Raw genomic sequence first — 15,439 nt, 5'->3', positions numbered from 1 at the left:
CGCCGGGGGTGGCCCGGCGGCGCCGGGGGTCAGCTCTCTTCTGCGTGGTCGATCCAGCCCATGGACCGTTCGACGGCCTTGAGCCAGCTCTTGTACTCGCGCTCCCGCTTCTCCGCGTCCATGCGGGGCGTCCACTCGGCGGCCCGGCGCCAGTTGGCGCGCAGGGCGTCGGTGTCCGGCCAGAAGCCGACCGCGAGGCCGGCCGCGTAGGCCGCGCCGAGGCAGGTCGTCTCGGCGACCATGGGCCGCACCACGGGCGCGTCCAGGACGTCGGAGAGCGTCTGCATCAGCAGGTTGTTGGAGGTCATGCCGCCGTCGACCTTGAGCGCGGTCAGTTCGACGCCGGAGTCCTTGGTCATCGCGTCGGTGATCTCCCGGGTCTGCCAGGCGGTGGCCTCCAGCACGGCGCGGGCAATGTGGGCCTTGGTGACGTACCGGGTCAGGCCGGCGATCACCCCGCGGGCGTCGGAGCGCCAGTACGGGGCGAAGAGCCCGGAGAAGGCGGGGACGAAGTAGGCGCCGCCGTTGTCCTCGACGGAGGAGGCCAGGGTCTCGATCTCCGCCGCGGAGTTGATCAGGCCCATCTGGTCGCGCATCCACTGCACCAGCGAGCCGGTGACGGCGATGGAGCCCTCCAGGGCGAACACCGGGTCCTGTTCGCCGATGCGGTAGCCGACCGTGGTGAGCAGGCCGGAGTAGGAGTTGATGAGTTTGTCGCCGGTGTTCATCAGCATGAACGTGCCGGTGCCGTAGGTGGACTTGGCCTCGCCGACGCTGAAGCAGGTCTGTCCGAACAGGGCCGCCTGCTGGTCGCCGAGGGCGGAGGCGACCGGGATGCCGCCGAGCAGTTCGCCGAGGGCGCCGCCGGTGACCTCGCCGTACACCTCCGAGGAGGAGCGGATCTCGGGCAGCATCTGCATCGGCACCCCGATGGACGCCGCGATCTTCGGGTCCCACTGGAGGGTGCGCAGGTTCATCAGCAGGGTGCGGGAGGCGTTGGTGACGTCGGTGACGTGCCGTCCGCCGTTGACGCCGCCGGTGAGGTTCCAGATCACCCAGCTGTCCATGGTGCCGAAGAGGATGTCCCCGGCTTCGGCGCGCTCCGCGAGCCCCGGCACGTTCGTCAGCAGCCAGCGGGCCTTGGGCCCGGAGAAGTAGCTGGCGAGCGGCAGGCCCGTTTCGCGGCGGAACCGGTCCTGGCCGACGTTGCGGCCCAGTTCCTTGCAGAGCCCGTCGGTGCGGGTGTCCTGCCAGACGATGGCGTGGTGCACCGGCTCGCCGGTGTTCCGGTCCCACAGCAGCGTGGTCTCGCGCTGGTTGGTGATGCCGATGGCGAGCACGTCCTGTCGGGTGATGCCCGCCTTGCGGATCGCTCCGGCGACGACCTCCTGCACGTTGGTCCAGATCTCGGTGGCGTCGTGCTCCACCCAGCCGGGCTTGGGGAAGATCTGTTCGTGCTCCTTCTGGTCGACGGAGACGATCCGGCCGTCCCGGTCGAAGACGATGCAGCGGCTGGACGTGGTGCCCTGGTCGATCGCGGCGATGAACGGGCCGGTGGGGGCGGTGGCGGCGTCGGTCACGGTTCTGCTCCTGGTTCCGGGCCCCGGGCGGTCGGCCCGGGCCGTGCGTGTCTCGCTGGTTCTGGTGCGCGCGGGTCTCGGTGACTACGCGAAGGCGATGTTGTAGATACCGCCCGCGGCGGCCCCGCCAATCAGCGGGGCCACCACGGGTACCCATGCGTAGCTCCAGTCGGACCCGCCCTTGTTGGGCAACGGGAGCAGGGCGTGGACGACGCGGGGGCCGAGGTCGCGGGCCGGGTTCATGGCGTAGCCGGTGGGGCCGCCCAGGGAGAGGCCGATGCCCACCACGACCAGGGAGGTGATCAGCGCCCCGAGGACGCCGAGCCCGTCGCCATCCGCGTTCAGGCCCTGGGTGAGGATCGCGAGGACCAGGACGCCGGTGGCGAGGACCTCGGTGGTGACGTTCTGCACCGCGTTGCGGATCTCCGGGGCGGTGGAGAAGATCCCGAGGACCGGGCCGGGCGCCGCGGGGTCCCGGCTGCCGGGTGCTCCGACCAGGTCCCGGTCGGTCAGATGCGCCTGGAAGTGGCCGTAGTACGCCAGCCACATGAGCACGGCGCCGAGCATCGCGCCGAGGAGTTGGGCGGCGGCGTAGGCGGGGACGTCGCCCCAATCGGTGCCGCCCTGGACGGCGAGGCCCAGGGTGACCGCGGGGTTGAGGTGGGCCCCGGAGACCCCGCCGGCGAGGTAGGCCGCGGTCATCACCGCGAGGCCCCAGCCGAGGACGATCACCAGCCAGCCGGTGTCCCTGGCCTTGGACCGCTTCAGGGTGACCGCGGCGCACACACCACCGCCCAACAGGATGAGGACGGCGGTGCCTATCGTCTCGCCGATGAAGATGTCGGAGGTGGACACCCGCGACTCCTTTGTTGCTTGTGTCGCCACACCCTAACGCCTATTGCCGTTAGGTGTTCGACAATGCCGACCGATGGACGGGAGTCTCACCCGGCGTCATCGGCGCGTCAAGGGTTCCGTCATCGCCGAGCGCGTCCCCCGACGGTCCCGGGGGCGGGTGCCCAAGCGCGTCGGCGCAGGGCGGAGCGCCCCCCGTCCGTGGGGCGGGGGAGAGGAGGAGGGGGGCGGCCCGGGGTCAGAAGCGGCCCGCGCCCAGGTCCCGGGAGACCGACCGGGCGCACTCGCGCACCGAGGCGATCAGCTCGGGGCGCAGTGCGCCGTCCGCTCCGCGGACCCGCTCCACCGCGCCGGTGACGCCCACCGCGCCCACCGGCATCCGGCGCCGGTCGTGGATCGGCGCCGCCACCGAGGCCACGCCCTCCCAGGTCTCCTCGACGTCGGAGGCGTACCCCCGGGCGCGGGTCAGGTCGAGCAGGCCCTCGAAGCCCTCCGCGTCGCACACCGTCCGCGGGGTGAACGCCTTGCGCTCCCCCTCCAGCGCCTCGCTGTGCGCCACCGGGTCGTAGGCCGCGAGCACCTTGCCCAGGGCCGTGGAGTGCAGCGGCTGCATCGCCCCCACCTCCAACACCTGTCGGCTGTCGTCAGGACGGAACACGTGGTGCACGATCAGCACCCCGTGCTGGTGCAGCACGCCGAGGTACACGCTCTCGCCGCTGGACCGGGCGAGGTCGTCCGTCCACACCAGGGCGCGCGCCCGCAGTTCGTGGACGTCGAGGTAGGTGGTGCCGAGCCGCAGCAGCTCGGCGCCCAGCTGGTAGCGGCCGGACGCCTGGTCCTGTTCGACGAAGCCCTCCGACTGGAGGGTCCGCAGGATGCCGTGGGCGGTGCCCTTGGCGAGGCCGAGGGCGGAGGAGATGTCCGAGAGGCCGAGTCGTCGCTCACCGCCGGCGAGCAGGCGCAACACCGCCGCGGCCCGTTCGAGCGACTGGATGTTCCTGGCCATCGCAGCCTTCTCCGTTCTCTGGTCCACTCGCCGCCGCCCGCGTAGCGCGTTCGACGATGCTGAACAGTATCGGTCTTCGTCGTCCGGGGATGTCGAACGGTCCACGTATGTTTCCACCCGCCCGGAGGCGAGGGTGACACCCGATGCCACCACCGCCGGACGTCCGCCGCCCCGGCGGCGCGCGGACCGCCCCGGTCCGCATCCGCCGCGCTCCCGGCCGCCGGGCGCGCGCGGCCCGGTGGATCGGGTGCGGAGCACGCCACCCGAGCGGCGGACCGAATGCCCTCGATCGGCCCAGCCGGCGGCCGTCCCGCCGGCCCCGAACCGGTGACCACGGGAAGCCGCCCCGCGTACGCCCCGAGGGGGGCGTGCGCCCTGTGTGCACGTCCGCCCCGTGGACGCGCCCCGCGCGCTCCCCGGCCTCCCGGTTACCCTGGGCACGTGCGACTTCCCCGTGGAGTCGCAAAGCCGACAGCCGTCGCATCCCAGGGAGCCCCTCACATGGCCTCGTCGCCCCACCCGTCCGCCGTGCCCGCCGACAGCCGAGCCCGCACCGACGCCCTGCGAGAAGCCCTCGCCAGCCGCGTCGTGGTCGCGGACGGCGCCATGGGCACGATGCTCCAGGCACAGGACCCCACCCTCGCGGACTTCCAGGACCTCGAAGGCTGCAACGAGATCCTCAACGTCACCCGCCCCGACATCGTCCGCACCGTCCACGAGGCGTACTTCGGGGTCGGCGTCGACTGCGTCGAGACCAACACCTTCGGCGCCAACTACTCCGCCCTCGGCGAGTACGACATCCCCGAGCGGGTGTTCGAGCTGTCCGAGGCGGGCGCCCGCATCGCCCGCGAGGTCGCCGACGAGTTCACCACCGCCACCGGCCAGCAGCGTTGGGTGCTCGGTTCCATCGGCCCCGGCACCAAGCTGCCCACCCTGGGACACGCGCCCTTCACCACGCTGCGCGACTACTACCAGCGCAACGCGGAGGGGCTCATCGCCGGCGGGGCGGACGCCCTCATCGTCGAGACCACCCAGGACCTCCTCCAGACCAAGGCGTCCATCCTCGGCTCCCACCGCGCACTGGAGGCCACCGGCGGCCGGCTGCCGATCATCTGCTCGGTGACCGTCGAGACCACCGGCACCATGCTGCTCGGCTCCGAGATCGGCGCCGCGCTCACCGCCCTGGAGCCGCTCGGCATCGACATGATCGGGCTGAACTGCGCCACCGGCCCCGCCGAGATGAGCGAGCACCTGCGCTACCTCGCCCGCAACTCCCGCATCCCGCTCTCCTGCATGCCGAACGCGGGTCTGCCCGTGCTCGGCAAGGACGGCGCCCACTACCCGCTCGGCGCCCCCGAACTCGCCGACGCGCAGGAGACCTTCGTCCGCGAGTACGGGCTCTCCCTGGTCGGCGGTTGCTGCGGCACCACCCCCGAGCACCTGCGCCAGGTCGTGGAACGCGTCCGCGGCGTCACCCCGCCCGCCCGTGCACCGCACCCGGAGCCCGGCGCGGCCTCGCTGTACCAGACGGTGCCCTTCCGACAGGACACCTCGTACCTCGCCATCGGCGAGCGCACCAACGCCAACGGCTCCAAGAAGTTCCGCACCGCCATGCTCGACGGACGCTGGGACGACTGCGTGGAGATCGCCCGGGAGCAGATCCGCGAGGGCGCCCACATGCTCGACCTGTGCGTCGACTACGTGGGCCGCGACGGCGTCGCGGACATGGCGGAACTGGCCGGCCGCTTCGCCACCGCCTCCACCCTGCCGATCGTCCTGGACTCCACCGAGGTCGAGGTCATCCGGGCCGGGCTGGAGAAGCTCGGCGGACGGGCCGTCATCAACTCGGTCAACTACGAGGACGGCGACGGCCCCGAGTCCCGGTTCGCCAGGGTCACCGCACTCGCCCGGGAGCACGGCGCCGCCCTGATGGCCCTGACCATCGACGAGGAGGGGCAGGCCCGCACCGTCGAGAAGAAGGTCGAGATCGCCGAGCGCATCATCGACGACCTCACCGGCAACTGGGGCATCCACGAGTCGGACATCCTCATCGACACCCTGACCTTCACCATCTGCACCGGCCAGGAGGAGTCCCGCAAGGACGGCGTCGCCACCATCGAGGCCATCCGCGAACTCAAGCGCCGCCACCCGGACGTGCAGACCACCCTCGGGCTGTCCAACATCTCCTTCGGCCTCAACCCGGCCGCCCGACTGGTGCTCAACTCCGTCTTCCTCGACGAGTGCGTCAAGGCCGGCCTCGACTCGGCCATCGTCCACGCCTCCAAGATCCTGCCCATCGCCCGGCTCGACGAGGAACAGGTCAAGGTCGCCCTCGACCTGGTCTACGACCGCCGGGCCGAGGGGTACGACCCCCTCCAGCGGCTGCTGGAGCTCTTCGAGGGCGTCGACACCAAGTCGATGAAGGCGGGCAAGGCCGAGGAACTCGCCGCGCTGCCGCTGGACGAGCGCCTCAAGCGCCGCATCATCGACGGCGAGAAGAACGGGCTGGAGGCCGACCTCGACGCCGCGCTCGCCGAACGTCCGGCGCTCGACATCGTCAACGAGACCCTGCTGGACGGCATGAAGGTCGTCGGCGAGCTCTTCGGCTCCGGCCAGATGCAACTGCCGTTCGTGCTCCAGTCCGCCGAGGTCATGAAGGGCGCGGTCGCCCACCTCGAACCCCACATGGAGAAGTCGGACGCGGAGGGCAAGGGCACCATCGTGCTCGCCACCGTCCGCGGGGACGTCCACGACATCGGCAAGAACCTCGTGGACATCATCCTGTCCAACAACGGCTACAACGTCGTCAACATCGGCATCAAGCAACCCGTCTCCGCGATCCTGGAGGCCGCCGAGGAGCACCGCGCCGACGTCATCGGCATGTCCGGCCTCCTGGTGAAGTCCACCGTGATCATGAAGGAGAACCTGGAGGAGCTGAACCAGCGCGGGCTCTCCGCCGACTACCCGGTCATCCTCGGCGGCGCCGCCCTCACCCGCGCCTACGTCGAGCAGGACCTGCACGAGATCTACGAGGGCGAGGTCCGCTACGCCCGGGACGCCTTCGAGGGCCTACGGCTGATGGACGCGCTGATCGCCGTCAAGCGCGGGGTGCCGGGAGCCGCGCTGCCCGAGCTGAAGCAGCGCCGGGTCCGGGCCGCCGCCGCCCCCGTCGCACAGGACCGTCCCGAGGAGGGCGCCGTCCGCTCCGACGTCGCCACCGACAACCCGGTGCCGACCCCGCCGTTCTGGGGCACCCGGGTGGTCAAGGGCATCCAGCTCAAGGAGTACGCCTCCTGGCTGGACGAGGGCGCCCTGTTCAAGGGGCAGTGGGGGCTGAAGCAGAACCGCGCCGGTGACGGCCCCAGCTACGAGGAACTGGCCGAGACCGAGGGCCGCCCCCGACTGCGGGGCTGGCTCGACAAGCTCCAGACCGAGAACCTGCTGGAGGCGGCCGTCGTGTACGGCTACTTCCCGTGCGTCTCCAAGGGCGACGACCTGGTCGTCCTGGACGAGCAGGGCAACGAGCGCACCCGCTTCACCTTCCCGCGCCAGCGCCGGGGCCGGCGCCTGTGCCTGGCCGACTTCTTCCGCCCCGAGGAGTCCGGCGAGGTCGACGTGGTCGGCCTCCAGGTCGTCACCGTCGGCTCCCGGATCGGCGAGGCCACCGCCGAACTCTTCGAGGCCAACGCCTACCGCGACTACCTGGAGCTGCACGGGCTCTCCGTGCAGCTCGCCGAGGCCCTGGCCGAGTACTGGCACGCCCGGGTCCGCTCCGAGCTGGGCTTCGCCGGGGAGGACCCGGCCGGCATCGAGGACATGTTCGCGCTGAAGTACCGCGGGGCCCGCTTCTCGCTCGGCTACGGGGCCTGCCCCGAGCTGGAGGACCGCGCCAAGATCGCCCGGCTGCTGGAGCCGGAGCGGATCGGCGTGCTCCTCTCCGAGGAGTTCCAGCTGCACCCCGAGCAGTCCACCGACGCCATCGTGATCCACCACCCGGAGGCGAAGTACTTCAACGCCCGCTGAACCGGGTCGACCGGTGCGGCCGGTGGCGTCCCCCCGGACGCCACCGGCCGCGCACCCGGTTTCCGGCCCGCGGGCCGGACGGACCGGGACCCGGCCCGCTTCCGTCCGGCGTGCCGCGCCCCGAGGTCGTACACTGGTCTGTCCAGTGCAGGCCGGCTGCCCGTTCGTGAGGGATCCTCCGCGGAACCGCAGCCGGCCTCTTCGTCCCTCCCGGAGGTGCCCGGATGACCACCACGGTTCCCGCGTTCGGCAGTCGACCTTCCGACGGTTCCGCGCTCCAGGCCGTCCTCCTCGACATGGACGGCACGCTCGTCGACACCGAGGGCATCTGGTGGGAGGCGGAGGCGGAGGTCTTCGCCGCGCTCGGGCACCGGCTGGACGACGCCTGGCGCACGGTCGTCGTCGGCGGACCCATGTCCCGCAGCGCGGGGTTCCTCATCGAGGCGACCGGCGCCGACATCACGCTCCCCGAACTGACCGTGCTGCTCAACGAGGGCTTCGAGCGGCGCATCAGCCGCGCGCTGCCGCTGATGCCGGGCGCGACGCGGCTGCTCGCCGAGCTGGCCGCCCACCGGGTTCCCACCGCCCTGGTCTCGGCCTCGCACCGCCGGGTCATCGACCGGGTCCTGCACTCGCTCGGACACGAGAACTTCCACCTGACGGTCGCCGGGGACGAGGTGGAGCGGACCAAGCCCTTCCCGGACCCGTATCTGCGGGCCGCGGCGGGGCTGGGCGTCGACCCGACCCGCTGCGCCGTCGTCGAGGACGCCGCCACCGGGGTCGCCGCCGCCGAGGCCGCGGGCTGCCGGGTGGTGGTCGTGCCCTCGGTCTCCCCGATCCTGGCCGCCGCCGGCCGCACGATCGTCACGTCCCTGGAGGACGTGGACCTGGCCTTCCTCCACGACCTGATGAGCCCGAACTGAACCCCCGTCCCCCCGGCAACCGCCGCCGGGGGCCGTGCCCGCCGTCACCGTGGGTGTCGGCGGGCGCCGGTCGCAGGCGCTTCCGACCGGTGCGCTTCCGACCGTTCCCGGCCCCGCGCAGGTGATGAAACCATCAACTGTGCATGTCATGTGACCGTTTCGGGTGGAATATGCCGGTGGATGGGGGGAGGGCCCGACGGATCGCCGTGCGCGCCCCTGTGAGCTTTGACACATCGCTGGGTGTGATCGGGGCGCCCATCCCCTGCGGAGCGTCTCCGGGGGCGACCCGCGGTCGGGTCCATGTGTCCCGATTGGGGGGAGGGTGCACGATACCTTCCGCCGCCCCGCTGTTCGGTCCGTCGACCGCCGGTTCCGGAGCGTGATGGAGGAGGGGAACCGCCCGGTCCGGGGAAAGGGGCGCATCGGACTAGGGTCGTCGCCAGAACATCACCGGAATCCCGGACGCCGCCCACACCCCCCGCCGACGTCCGGGAGCAACCGCTCTGGAGAACCCCGCCCATGAACCGCAAGACGTTGGTGTTGCCGGCCGTCCTCGGCCTGTTCACTCCGGTCCTCGTCGGATGCGGCGAGCCGGGCGGCGGGGACCGGAAGGGTCACGCGATCACCGTCGGCACCACCGACTCCTTCGCGGCGACCGAGCACTCCCCGGGTCCCCTCGACCCGGCGCACGCCTACGACGCGGGCTCCTGGAACCTGCTGCGGCAGACCCTCCAGACGCTGATGACGATGGAACGGGGCGGCGGCGAACCGGTACCGGAGGCGGCCGAGAGCTGCGCCTTCACCGACACCGGCAACGAGCGCTACGAGTGCACCCTGCGCGACGGCCTCACCTTCGCGGGCGGCGAAGCCGTCACCGCGACCGACGTCAAGTACTCCATCGACCGGGTCCTGGGCATCAAGTCGTCCAGCGGTGTCGCCAGCCTGTTGAACACCATCGACACCGTCGAGACCCAGGGGTACAAGAAGGTCATCTTCCATCTGAAGACCCCCGACGCGACCTTCCCGTTCAAGCTCGCCACCCCCGTCGCGGGGATCGTGCACCCCGAGGAGTACCCCCGTGACCGGCTCCGCGAGGGGTTCCGCGTCGACGGTTCCGGGCCGTACACCCTGGAGGCCGAGACGAAGGACGGCCGTCTCACCAAGGCCGTGTTCACCAAGAACGAGAAGTACCGGGGCCAGCACACGCCCAAGAACGGCAAGGTCGAACTCCGTCCGTTCGTGGACGCCGGGGCCATGGGCGCGGCGCTCGACGCGGGCGAGATCGACCTGATGACCCGCACCATGTCCCCGGAGCAGATCAAGAAGCTGTCCGACGGCGCCGACGAGGACGTCAAGCTGGTCGAGACGCCCGGGCTGGAGATCCGCTACCTCGGCTTCAACACCGAGGCGCCCGGGGTCCGCAAGAAGGCGGTCCGGCAGGCCATGGCCCAACTCGTCGACCGCGGCGCACTGACCTCCACCGTGTACGGGGAGATGGCGGACCCGCTGTACTCCCTGGTTCCGGTCACCCTCCCCGGACACTCCAGCGCCTTCTTCAACCGGTACGGCGCACCGAGCACCGACAAGGCCCGCTCGATCCTGAGCAAGGCGGGTGTCACCACACCGGTCAAGCTCACCCTGCACTACACCACCGACCACTACGGCCCCGGCACCGCGAAGGAGTTCGCGGTGCTGAAGAAGCAACTCAACGCCAGTGGTCTGTTCGACGTCGAGGTCAAGGGCACGGAATGGAAGAAGTTCCGCGCCGAAGAACTCGACGGTACGTACGCGGTGTACGGCCTCGGATGGTTCCCCGACTTCCCCGACGCCGACAACTTCCTCGCCCCCTTCCTCGACAAGGGAAACTTCCTCGCGCTGCCGTACGTGAACAGCGCCATCCGTGACGACCTGATCCCCCGGTCGCGCCGGGAGGCCGACCGCACGGGCGCGTCGCGCAGCATCGAGGAGATCCAGGACATCGTCGCCGAGGACGTTCCCGTACTGCCCCTGTGGCAAGGCCGGCAGTACGTGGCCGCGCGCGACGACGTCCAAGGAGCCGAATGGGCACTCGACTCCTCGTCGAACCTTCAGTTGTGGGAGCTGAGCCGCGGAGTCAGCGGCTGACTCCCTCTGACCCCCCCAAGGTAGATAGTGAAGAAGCGCACCCAGTGGTCCGCCCTGTCCGTCGCGACAGGACTGGCCGCCGCCACCCTGACCGGCTGCGGCACGGAGAACGGCGGTTCCGGTAGCGGTGGTTCCGTCGTGGTCGGCATGTCCGACGACGTACAGTCCACCGACCCCGCCGCCGGATACGATCCCGGCTCGTGGCTGCTGTTCAACAACGTGTTCCAGTCCCTACTGAGCTTCCCCGTCGGCAGCACCGAACCGGAGCCGGAGGCGGCCGAGCGCTGCGGCTTCACCGACGTGGAGACCAAGGTGTTCGAGTGCATCCTGCGCAAGGACCTCAAGTTCAGCAACGGCAACGAGCTGACCTCGGCCGACGTGAAGCACTCCTTCGACCGCATGATGCGCATCAATGACGATGCCGGCCCGGCGATCATGTTCCCCATGCTCGACGAGGTCCAGACGCCCGACGCCCGTACGGTCGTCTTCCGGCTGAACGTCCCCGACGCCACCTTCCCCAGCAAGATCGCTTCCGGTGCCGGTTCGATCGTGGACCGCCGCGAGTACCCCGCGGACAAGCTGCGCACGGACGGCGAGGCGGTGGGCTCGGGCCCGTACGCGCTCGACTCCTTCGCCGAGGACCGGGCGGAGTTCTCCCGCAACGACGCGTACCGGGGCACCGCCAAGCTCCGCAACTCCAAGATCACCCTGCGGCTCTTCCGCGGCGACCAGAAGGCGTTGAAGCGCGCGCTGCTCGGCAAGGAGGTCGACGTCGCCTACCGCGGCCTCGCGGCCAAGGACATCGCCGAGATCGAGACCGACACCAGCACCGCCTCCGGCATCGACGTCGTCGCCGGGAGCAGCGCCGAGGTGCAGCACCTGGTCTTCAACCTGAAGGACCCGGTGGTCGGGAAGAAGGGGGTCCGCAAGGCGATCGCCTACCTGATCGACCGCGAGGCCCTCGTCCAGGAGGTCTACGACTCCACCGCCGAACCGCTGTACTCCATCATCCCGGCCGGGATCACCGCCCACAACACGGCGTTCTTCGACGAGTACGGCAGCCGTCCGCAGCGGGCCAAGGCCAAGGCGGCGCTCGCCGAGGAGGGCATCACCGACAAGGTGAAGCTGACCCTGTGGTCGACGCCGGTGCGCTACGGGCCCTCCACCGACCAGGAGTTCAAGGCCATCGCCCGGCAGTTGAACGACAGCGGGCTGTTCGACGCCGAGGTCCGCTCGATCGAGATCGACCGGTACGACGAGGCCATCGCCGCGAACAAGTACGGCGTGTACGTGAAGGGCTGGGTGCCGGACTACCCGGACCCGGACAACTTCACCCAGCCCTTCTTCGGCAAGGGCAACGTGCTGGGCAACAACTACGAGAACCGCACCATCACCGGGGACCTCATCCCGGCGACCGCCGCCGAGAGCAACCGCGGCGCCACCAACGACGAGTACGGCGAGCTCCAGCAGATCGTGGCGCGCGAGGTGCCCATCGTCCCGCTCTGGCAGGCCAAGCAGTACGCGGTCGTCCAGGACGGCGTCTACGGGCTGGAGAACTGCCTCGACGCCTCCACGGTGTTCCGCTTCTGGGAGATCAACAAGAGCTGAGCCACCGGCTGTCGACGGGCCGGGTCGGGACCCCCGCGGGTCCCGGCCCGGCCCGTTCGCGTGGGATCCGGGCGGTCACTGGGCGCCGGGGCGCACCAGTCCGCTCTCGTAGGCGTACACCGCCGCCTGGACCCGGTCCCGCAGGCCCAGCTTGGTCAGCACGTGGCCCACGTGCGTCTTCACCGTGGTCTCGCTGACGAAGAGTTCCGCCGCGATCTCCGCGTTGGACAGTCCGCGCGCCACCAGCTTCAACACCTCCACCTCGCGGTCGGTGAGCGTGTGCAGGGTGTCGGGCACCGGCTCGTCCCCCGAGGGGAGGTGGTCGGCGTACTTGTCGAGCAGCCGGCGGGTGATGCTCGGCGCGAGCATCGCCTCGCCCGCCGCCACCACCCGGATCGCTTGGACCAACTCGTTCGCCGGCGCGTCCTTCAGCAGGAAGCCGCTCGCCCCCGCCTTGAGCGCCTCCACCACGTACTCGTCGAGGTCGAAGGTGGTCAGCACCAGGACCTTGGCCGGCCCGTCCCGATCGGGGCCGGTGATCTGCCGGGTGGCCTCCACCCCGTCCATGCGGGGCATGCGGATGTCCATCAGGACCACGTCGGGCTGGAGCGCGCGGACCTGGTCGAGCGCCTGGAGGCCGTCCCCGGCCTCGCCGACGACCGCGAGATCGGCCTCGGCCTCCAGAATCATCCGGAACCCGGTGCGCAGCAGCGGCTGGTCGTCGACGAGTAGGACACGGATGGCCACGTGAGTCTCCTTCGGCTAGTCCGGGCCCATTCTGCCCTGTTCGGGGCCGTTCGCCGGTGCCGCCCCGGGCTCCCCGCCCGATGCCCCGTCCCGGGGCCCGAGCGCCAGCGGATACGGCGGGGGAGTCCCCCCGAACTCCGGGCAGACCGCACGGTGGTCGCACCAGCCGCACAGCTTGGTCCGCCGGGGGCGCCAGTCGCCGGTCTCGGTGGCCTGCCGGATCGCCTCCCACAGGGCGTGCACCTTGCGCTCCACCCGCTCCAGGTCCGCGACCACCGGGTCGTAGGTGAGGACGTCGCCGCTGCCCAGGTAGACCAGTTGCAGACGTCGCGGCACCAGGCCCTTGAGGCGCCACACCACCAGCGCGTAGAAGGTCATCTGGAAGATCGCGCCCTCCGCGTACTCGGGGCGCGGAGCCTTGCCGGTCTTGTAGTCGACGATCCGGACCTCGCCGGTGGGGGCGACGTCGACCCGGTCGATGATCCCCCGTAGCCGCAGGCCGGAGGGCAGCCGCGCCTCCACGAACAGTTCGCGCTCGGCCGGCTCCAGCCGGGTCGGGTCCTCCAGCGTGAACCACCGCTCGACCAGGGACTCCGCCTCCGCCAGCCACCGGGCCAGCCGGTCCGCGTCGCCGGTGCCGTCCGGGTCGGGCTCCGCCGCGTCCTGCGGGGCCGCGAAGAGGTCGGCCAGCTCCGGCCTCGCCGTGCGCATGCGCTCCCACTGGCCGGGAACCAGCGCCTTCGCCCGCGGCGCCGTACGCTCGATGGCAGGAGCGTCAAACAGCCGCTCCAGCACGGCATGGACCAGGGTGCCGCGCGTCGCCGCCGCGCTGGGCTTCTCGGGCAGCTTGTCGATCACCCTGAAGCGGTACAACAGCGGACACTGCATGAAATCGCTCGCACGGGACGGCGACAACGAATCCGGGCGCGCGGGTGCCACGGCCTCGCCGGTACGGGTCTCCATGGGGACAGACCCTACGGCCCGCCACCGACACCAGGACGCATACCATCGACCACGGCCCCCCGCGCACTGCATGATCGGGGGCGAGGGACACCGAACGAGGGGACACCGTGACTGAGAGCGGCGGGAGCGGTCAGCCGCAGCCGGACAGCGACGCGGCGGCCGGACGGCCCCCGCACCCGGACCACCCGGACGTCACCCCCGACGCCCGGCCCGGTGCCGCACCCGCGGACGGGACACCCGCCCCCGACACCCCCGCGGCCCCCGCCGCGGCGACCCCGCCCACGGACCCCGACAAGGGCCCGCCCCCTTCGAGCGGCCCCCAGCACGGCGGGCCCCCGGACCGGGCGCCCCGCCACCCGTACGCCCACACGCCCCCGCCGACCGATCCGCCGGCAGGCCCCGGGGCACCGGGGGCGGGCCCGGACCAGCGGCAACGGACCAAGGAGCCCGGCGGCGGCATCCTCATGGGCCGCCCCTTCGGCGTCCCCGTCTACGTCGCCCCCAGCTGGTTCCTGGTGGCGGCCCTGATCACCTGGGTCTTCGGCGGCCAGCTCGACCGCGTCCTGCCCGAGCTGGGCGGCGCCCGGTACCTGGTCTCCCTGTTCTTCGCCGTCGCGTTCTACGCCTCCGTGCTCGTCCACGAGCTCGCGCACACCGTCGCGGCCCTCCGCTTCAAGCTGCCGGTGCGCCGCATCCAGCTCCAGTTCTTCGGCGGCGTCTCCGAGATCGAGAAGGAGTCGGAGACCCCCGGCCGGGAGTTCGTCCTCGCCTTCGTCGGACCGCTGCTGTCGCTGGTGCTCGCCGCGGTCTTCTACGCGGGCATGCTGTTCGTCGAGCCCGACACGGTCCCCGGAGTGCTGCTGGCCGGGCTGATGATCTCCAACCTGATCGTGGCCGCCTTCAACCTGCTGCCGGGCCTGCCGCTCGACGGCGGTCGGATGCTGCGCGCCGTGGTCTGGAAGATCACCGGCAAGCCCATGAGCGGCACCATCGCCGCCGCCTGGGTGGGGCGCGGCCTCGCCGTCTCGGTCCTGATCGGCCTGCCCCTGCTCACCCAGTCCGGTCTGCTCGGCCCCGCGTCCGACGACATCAGCGCGATGGACACGATCACCGACGCCCTGCTGGCCGCCATCCTCGCCGCCATCATCTGGACCGGGGCCGGCAACAGCCTGCGCATGGCCCGGCTCCGGGAGCACCTGCCCGAACTGCAGGCCCGCACCCTGACCCGCCGCGCCGTCCCGGTGGAGACCGACACCCCCCTGTCCGAGGCGCTGCGGCGCGCCAACGACGCCGGGGCCCGCGCCCTGGTCGTCGTCGCCCCGGACGGGGAACCGCTCGCCGTGGTCCGGGAGGCGGCGATCGTCGGCGTCCCCGAGCACCGCCGACCCTGGGTCGCCGTCAGCGACCTCGCCCAGGACCTGACCGACGGGATGCGGGTCTCCGCCGAGCTGGCCGGCGAGGACCTCCTGGACGCCCTGCGCGCCGCCCCCGCCACCGAGTACCTGGTGGTCGAGGACTCCGGCGAGATCTACGGCGTCCTCTCCGCGACGGACGTGGAGAGGGCCTTCGTCCGGGCCATGGCCCGCCCCTCCTGAACCGGGCCCGGGCCCGTC

The 15,439-nt window shown here is 71.4% G+C and carries 10 protein-coding genes; 5 read left to right on the top strand and 5 right to left on the bottom strand.

Annotation, left to right across the window (positions count from 1 at the left end):
- Positions 1 to 29: 29 nt before the first annotated feature.
- The 3 genes from glpK to ABT092_RS12115 all read right to left on the bottom strand — a co-directional run bounded on the left by glpK (position 30) and on the right by ABT092_RS12115 (position 3,438).
- Positions 30 to 1,580, bottom strand: a complete 1,551-nt coding sequence (gene glpK / locus ABT092_RS12125) for a glycerol kinase GlpK (protein ID WP_351242656.1) — start codon at positions 1,578 to 1,580, stop codon at positions 30 to 32.
- Between the two features lie 84 nt (positions 1,581 to 1,664).
- On the bottom strand, positions 1,665 to 2,435 hold the full coding sequence (locus ABT092_RS12120) for an MIP/aquaporin family protein (RefSeq protein ID WP_351242654.1): 771 nt from the start codon (positions 2,433 to 2,435) through the stop codon (positions 1,665 to 1,667).
- A gap of 235 nt (positions 2,436 to 2,670) precedes the next feature.
- Positions 2,671 to 3,438, bottom strand: a complete 768-nt coding sequence (locus ABT092_RS12115; protein ID WP_351242652.1) for an IclR family transcriptional regulator — start codon at positions 3,436 to 3,438, stop codon at positions 2,671 to 2,673.
- 501 nt (positions 3,439 to 3,939) lie between these two features.
- Here ABT092_RS12115 and metH point away from each other — a divergent pair.
- From metH to ABT092_RS12095, 4 genes are all read left to right on the top strand, one after another.
- Positions 3,940 to 7,461 carry a methionine synthase gene (metH, locus tag ABT092_RS12110; protein ID WP_351242650.1) on the top strand — a complete coding sequence of 1,174 codons (3,522 nt, stop codon included), beginning with the start codon at positions 3,940 to 3,942 and terminating at the stop codon, positions 7,459 to 7,461.
- 224 nt (positions 7,462 to 7,685) lie between these two features.
- Positions 7,686 to 8,384: an HAD family hydrolase gene (locus ABT092_RS12105; RefSeq protein ID WP_351242648.1), complete on the top strand. Its 699-nt coding sequence runs from the start codon at positions 7,686 to 7,688 to the stop codon at positions 8,382 to 8,384.
- Between the two features lie 519 nt (positions 8,385 to 8,903).
- Entirely contained in the window at positions 8,904 to 10,508 is a 1,605-nt protein-coding gene (locus tag ABT092_RS12100) for an ABC transporter substrate-binding protein (protein ID WP_351242646.1), read from the top strand.
- Between the two features lie 27 nt (positions 10,509 to 10,535).
- The gene (locus ABT092_RS12095) at positions 10,536 to 12,116 is read left to right on the top strand and encodes an ABC transporter substrate-binding protein (protein ID WP_351242644.1); all 1,581 of its coding nucleotides are present in this window, start codon (positions 10,536 to 10,538) and stop codon (positions 12,114 to 12,116) included.
- Positions 12,117 to 12,191: 75 nt separating this feature from the next.
- Here ABT092_RS12095 and ABT092_RS12090 read toward each other — a convergent pair whose 3' ends face one another.
- The gene (locus tag ABT092_RS12090) at positions 12,192 to 12,863 is read right to left on the bottom strand and encodes a response regulator (RefSeq protein ID WP_351242642.1); all 672 of its coding nucleotides are present in this window, start codon (positions 12,861 to 12,863) and stop codon (positions 12,192 to 12,194) included.
- 15 nt (positions 12,864 to 12,878) lie between these two features.
- Positions 12,879 to 13,826, bottom strand: a complete 948-nt coding sequence (locus ABT092_RS12085; protein ID WP_351242640.1) for a RecB family exonuclease — start codon at positions 13,824 to 13,826, stop codon at positions 12,879 to 12,881.
- A gap of 107 nt (positions 13,827 to 13,933) precedes the next feature.
- Between ABT092_RS12085 and ABT092_RS12080 the strand changes: the two genes are divergently transcribed.
- The gene (locus ABT092_RS12080; protein ID WP_351242638.1) at positions 13,934 to 15,421 is read left to right on the top strand and encodes a site-2 protease family protein; all 1,488 of its coding nucleotides are present in this window, start codon (positions 13,934 to 13,936) and stop codon (positions 15,419 to 15,421) included.
- Positions 15,422 to 15,439 lie beyond the last annotated feature (18 nt).

Origin of the sequence: Streptomyces sp. NPDC002490 (assembly GCF_040296045.1) — a bacterium.
In the GTDB taxonomy this organism is placed as follows: Bacteria; Actinomycetota; Actinomycetes; order Streptomycetales; family Streptomycetaceae; genus Streptomyces.
This window is presented reverse-complemented; position numbering and strand designations above follow the sequence as displayed.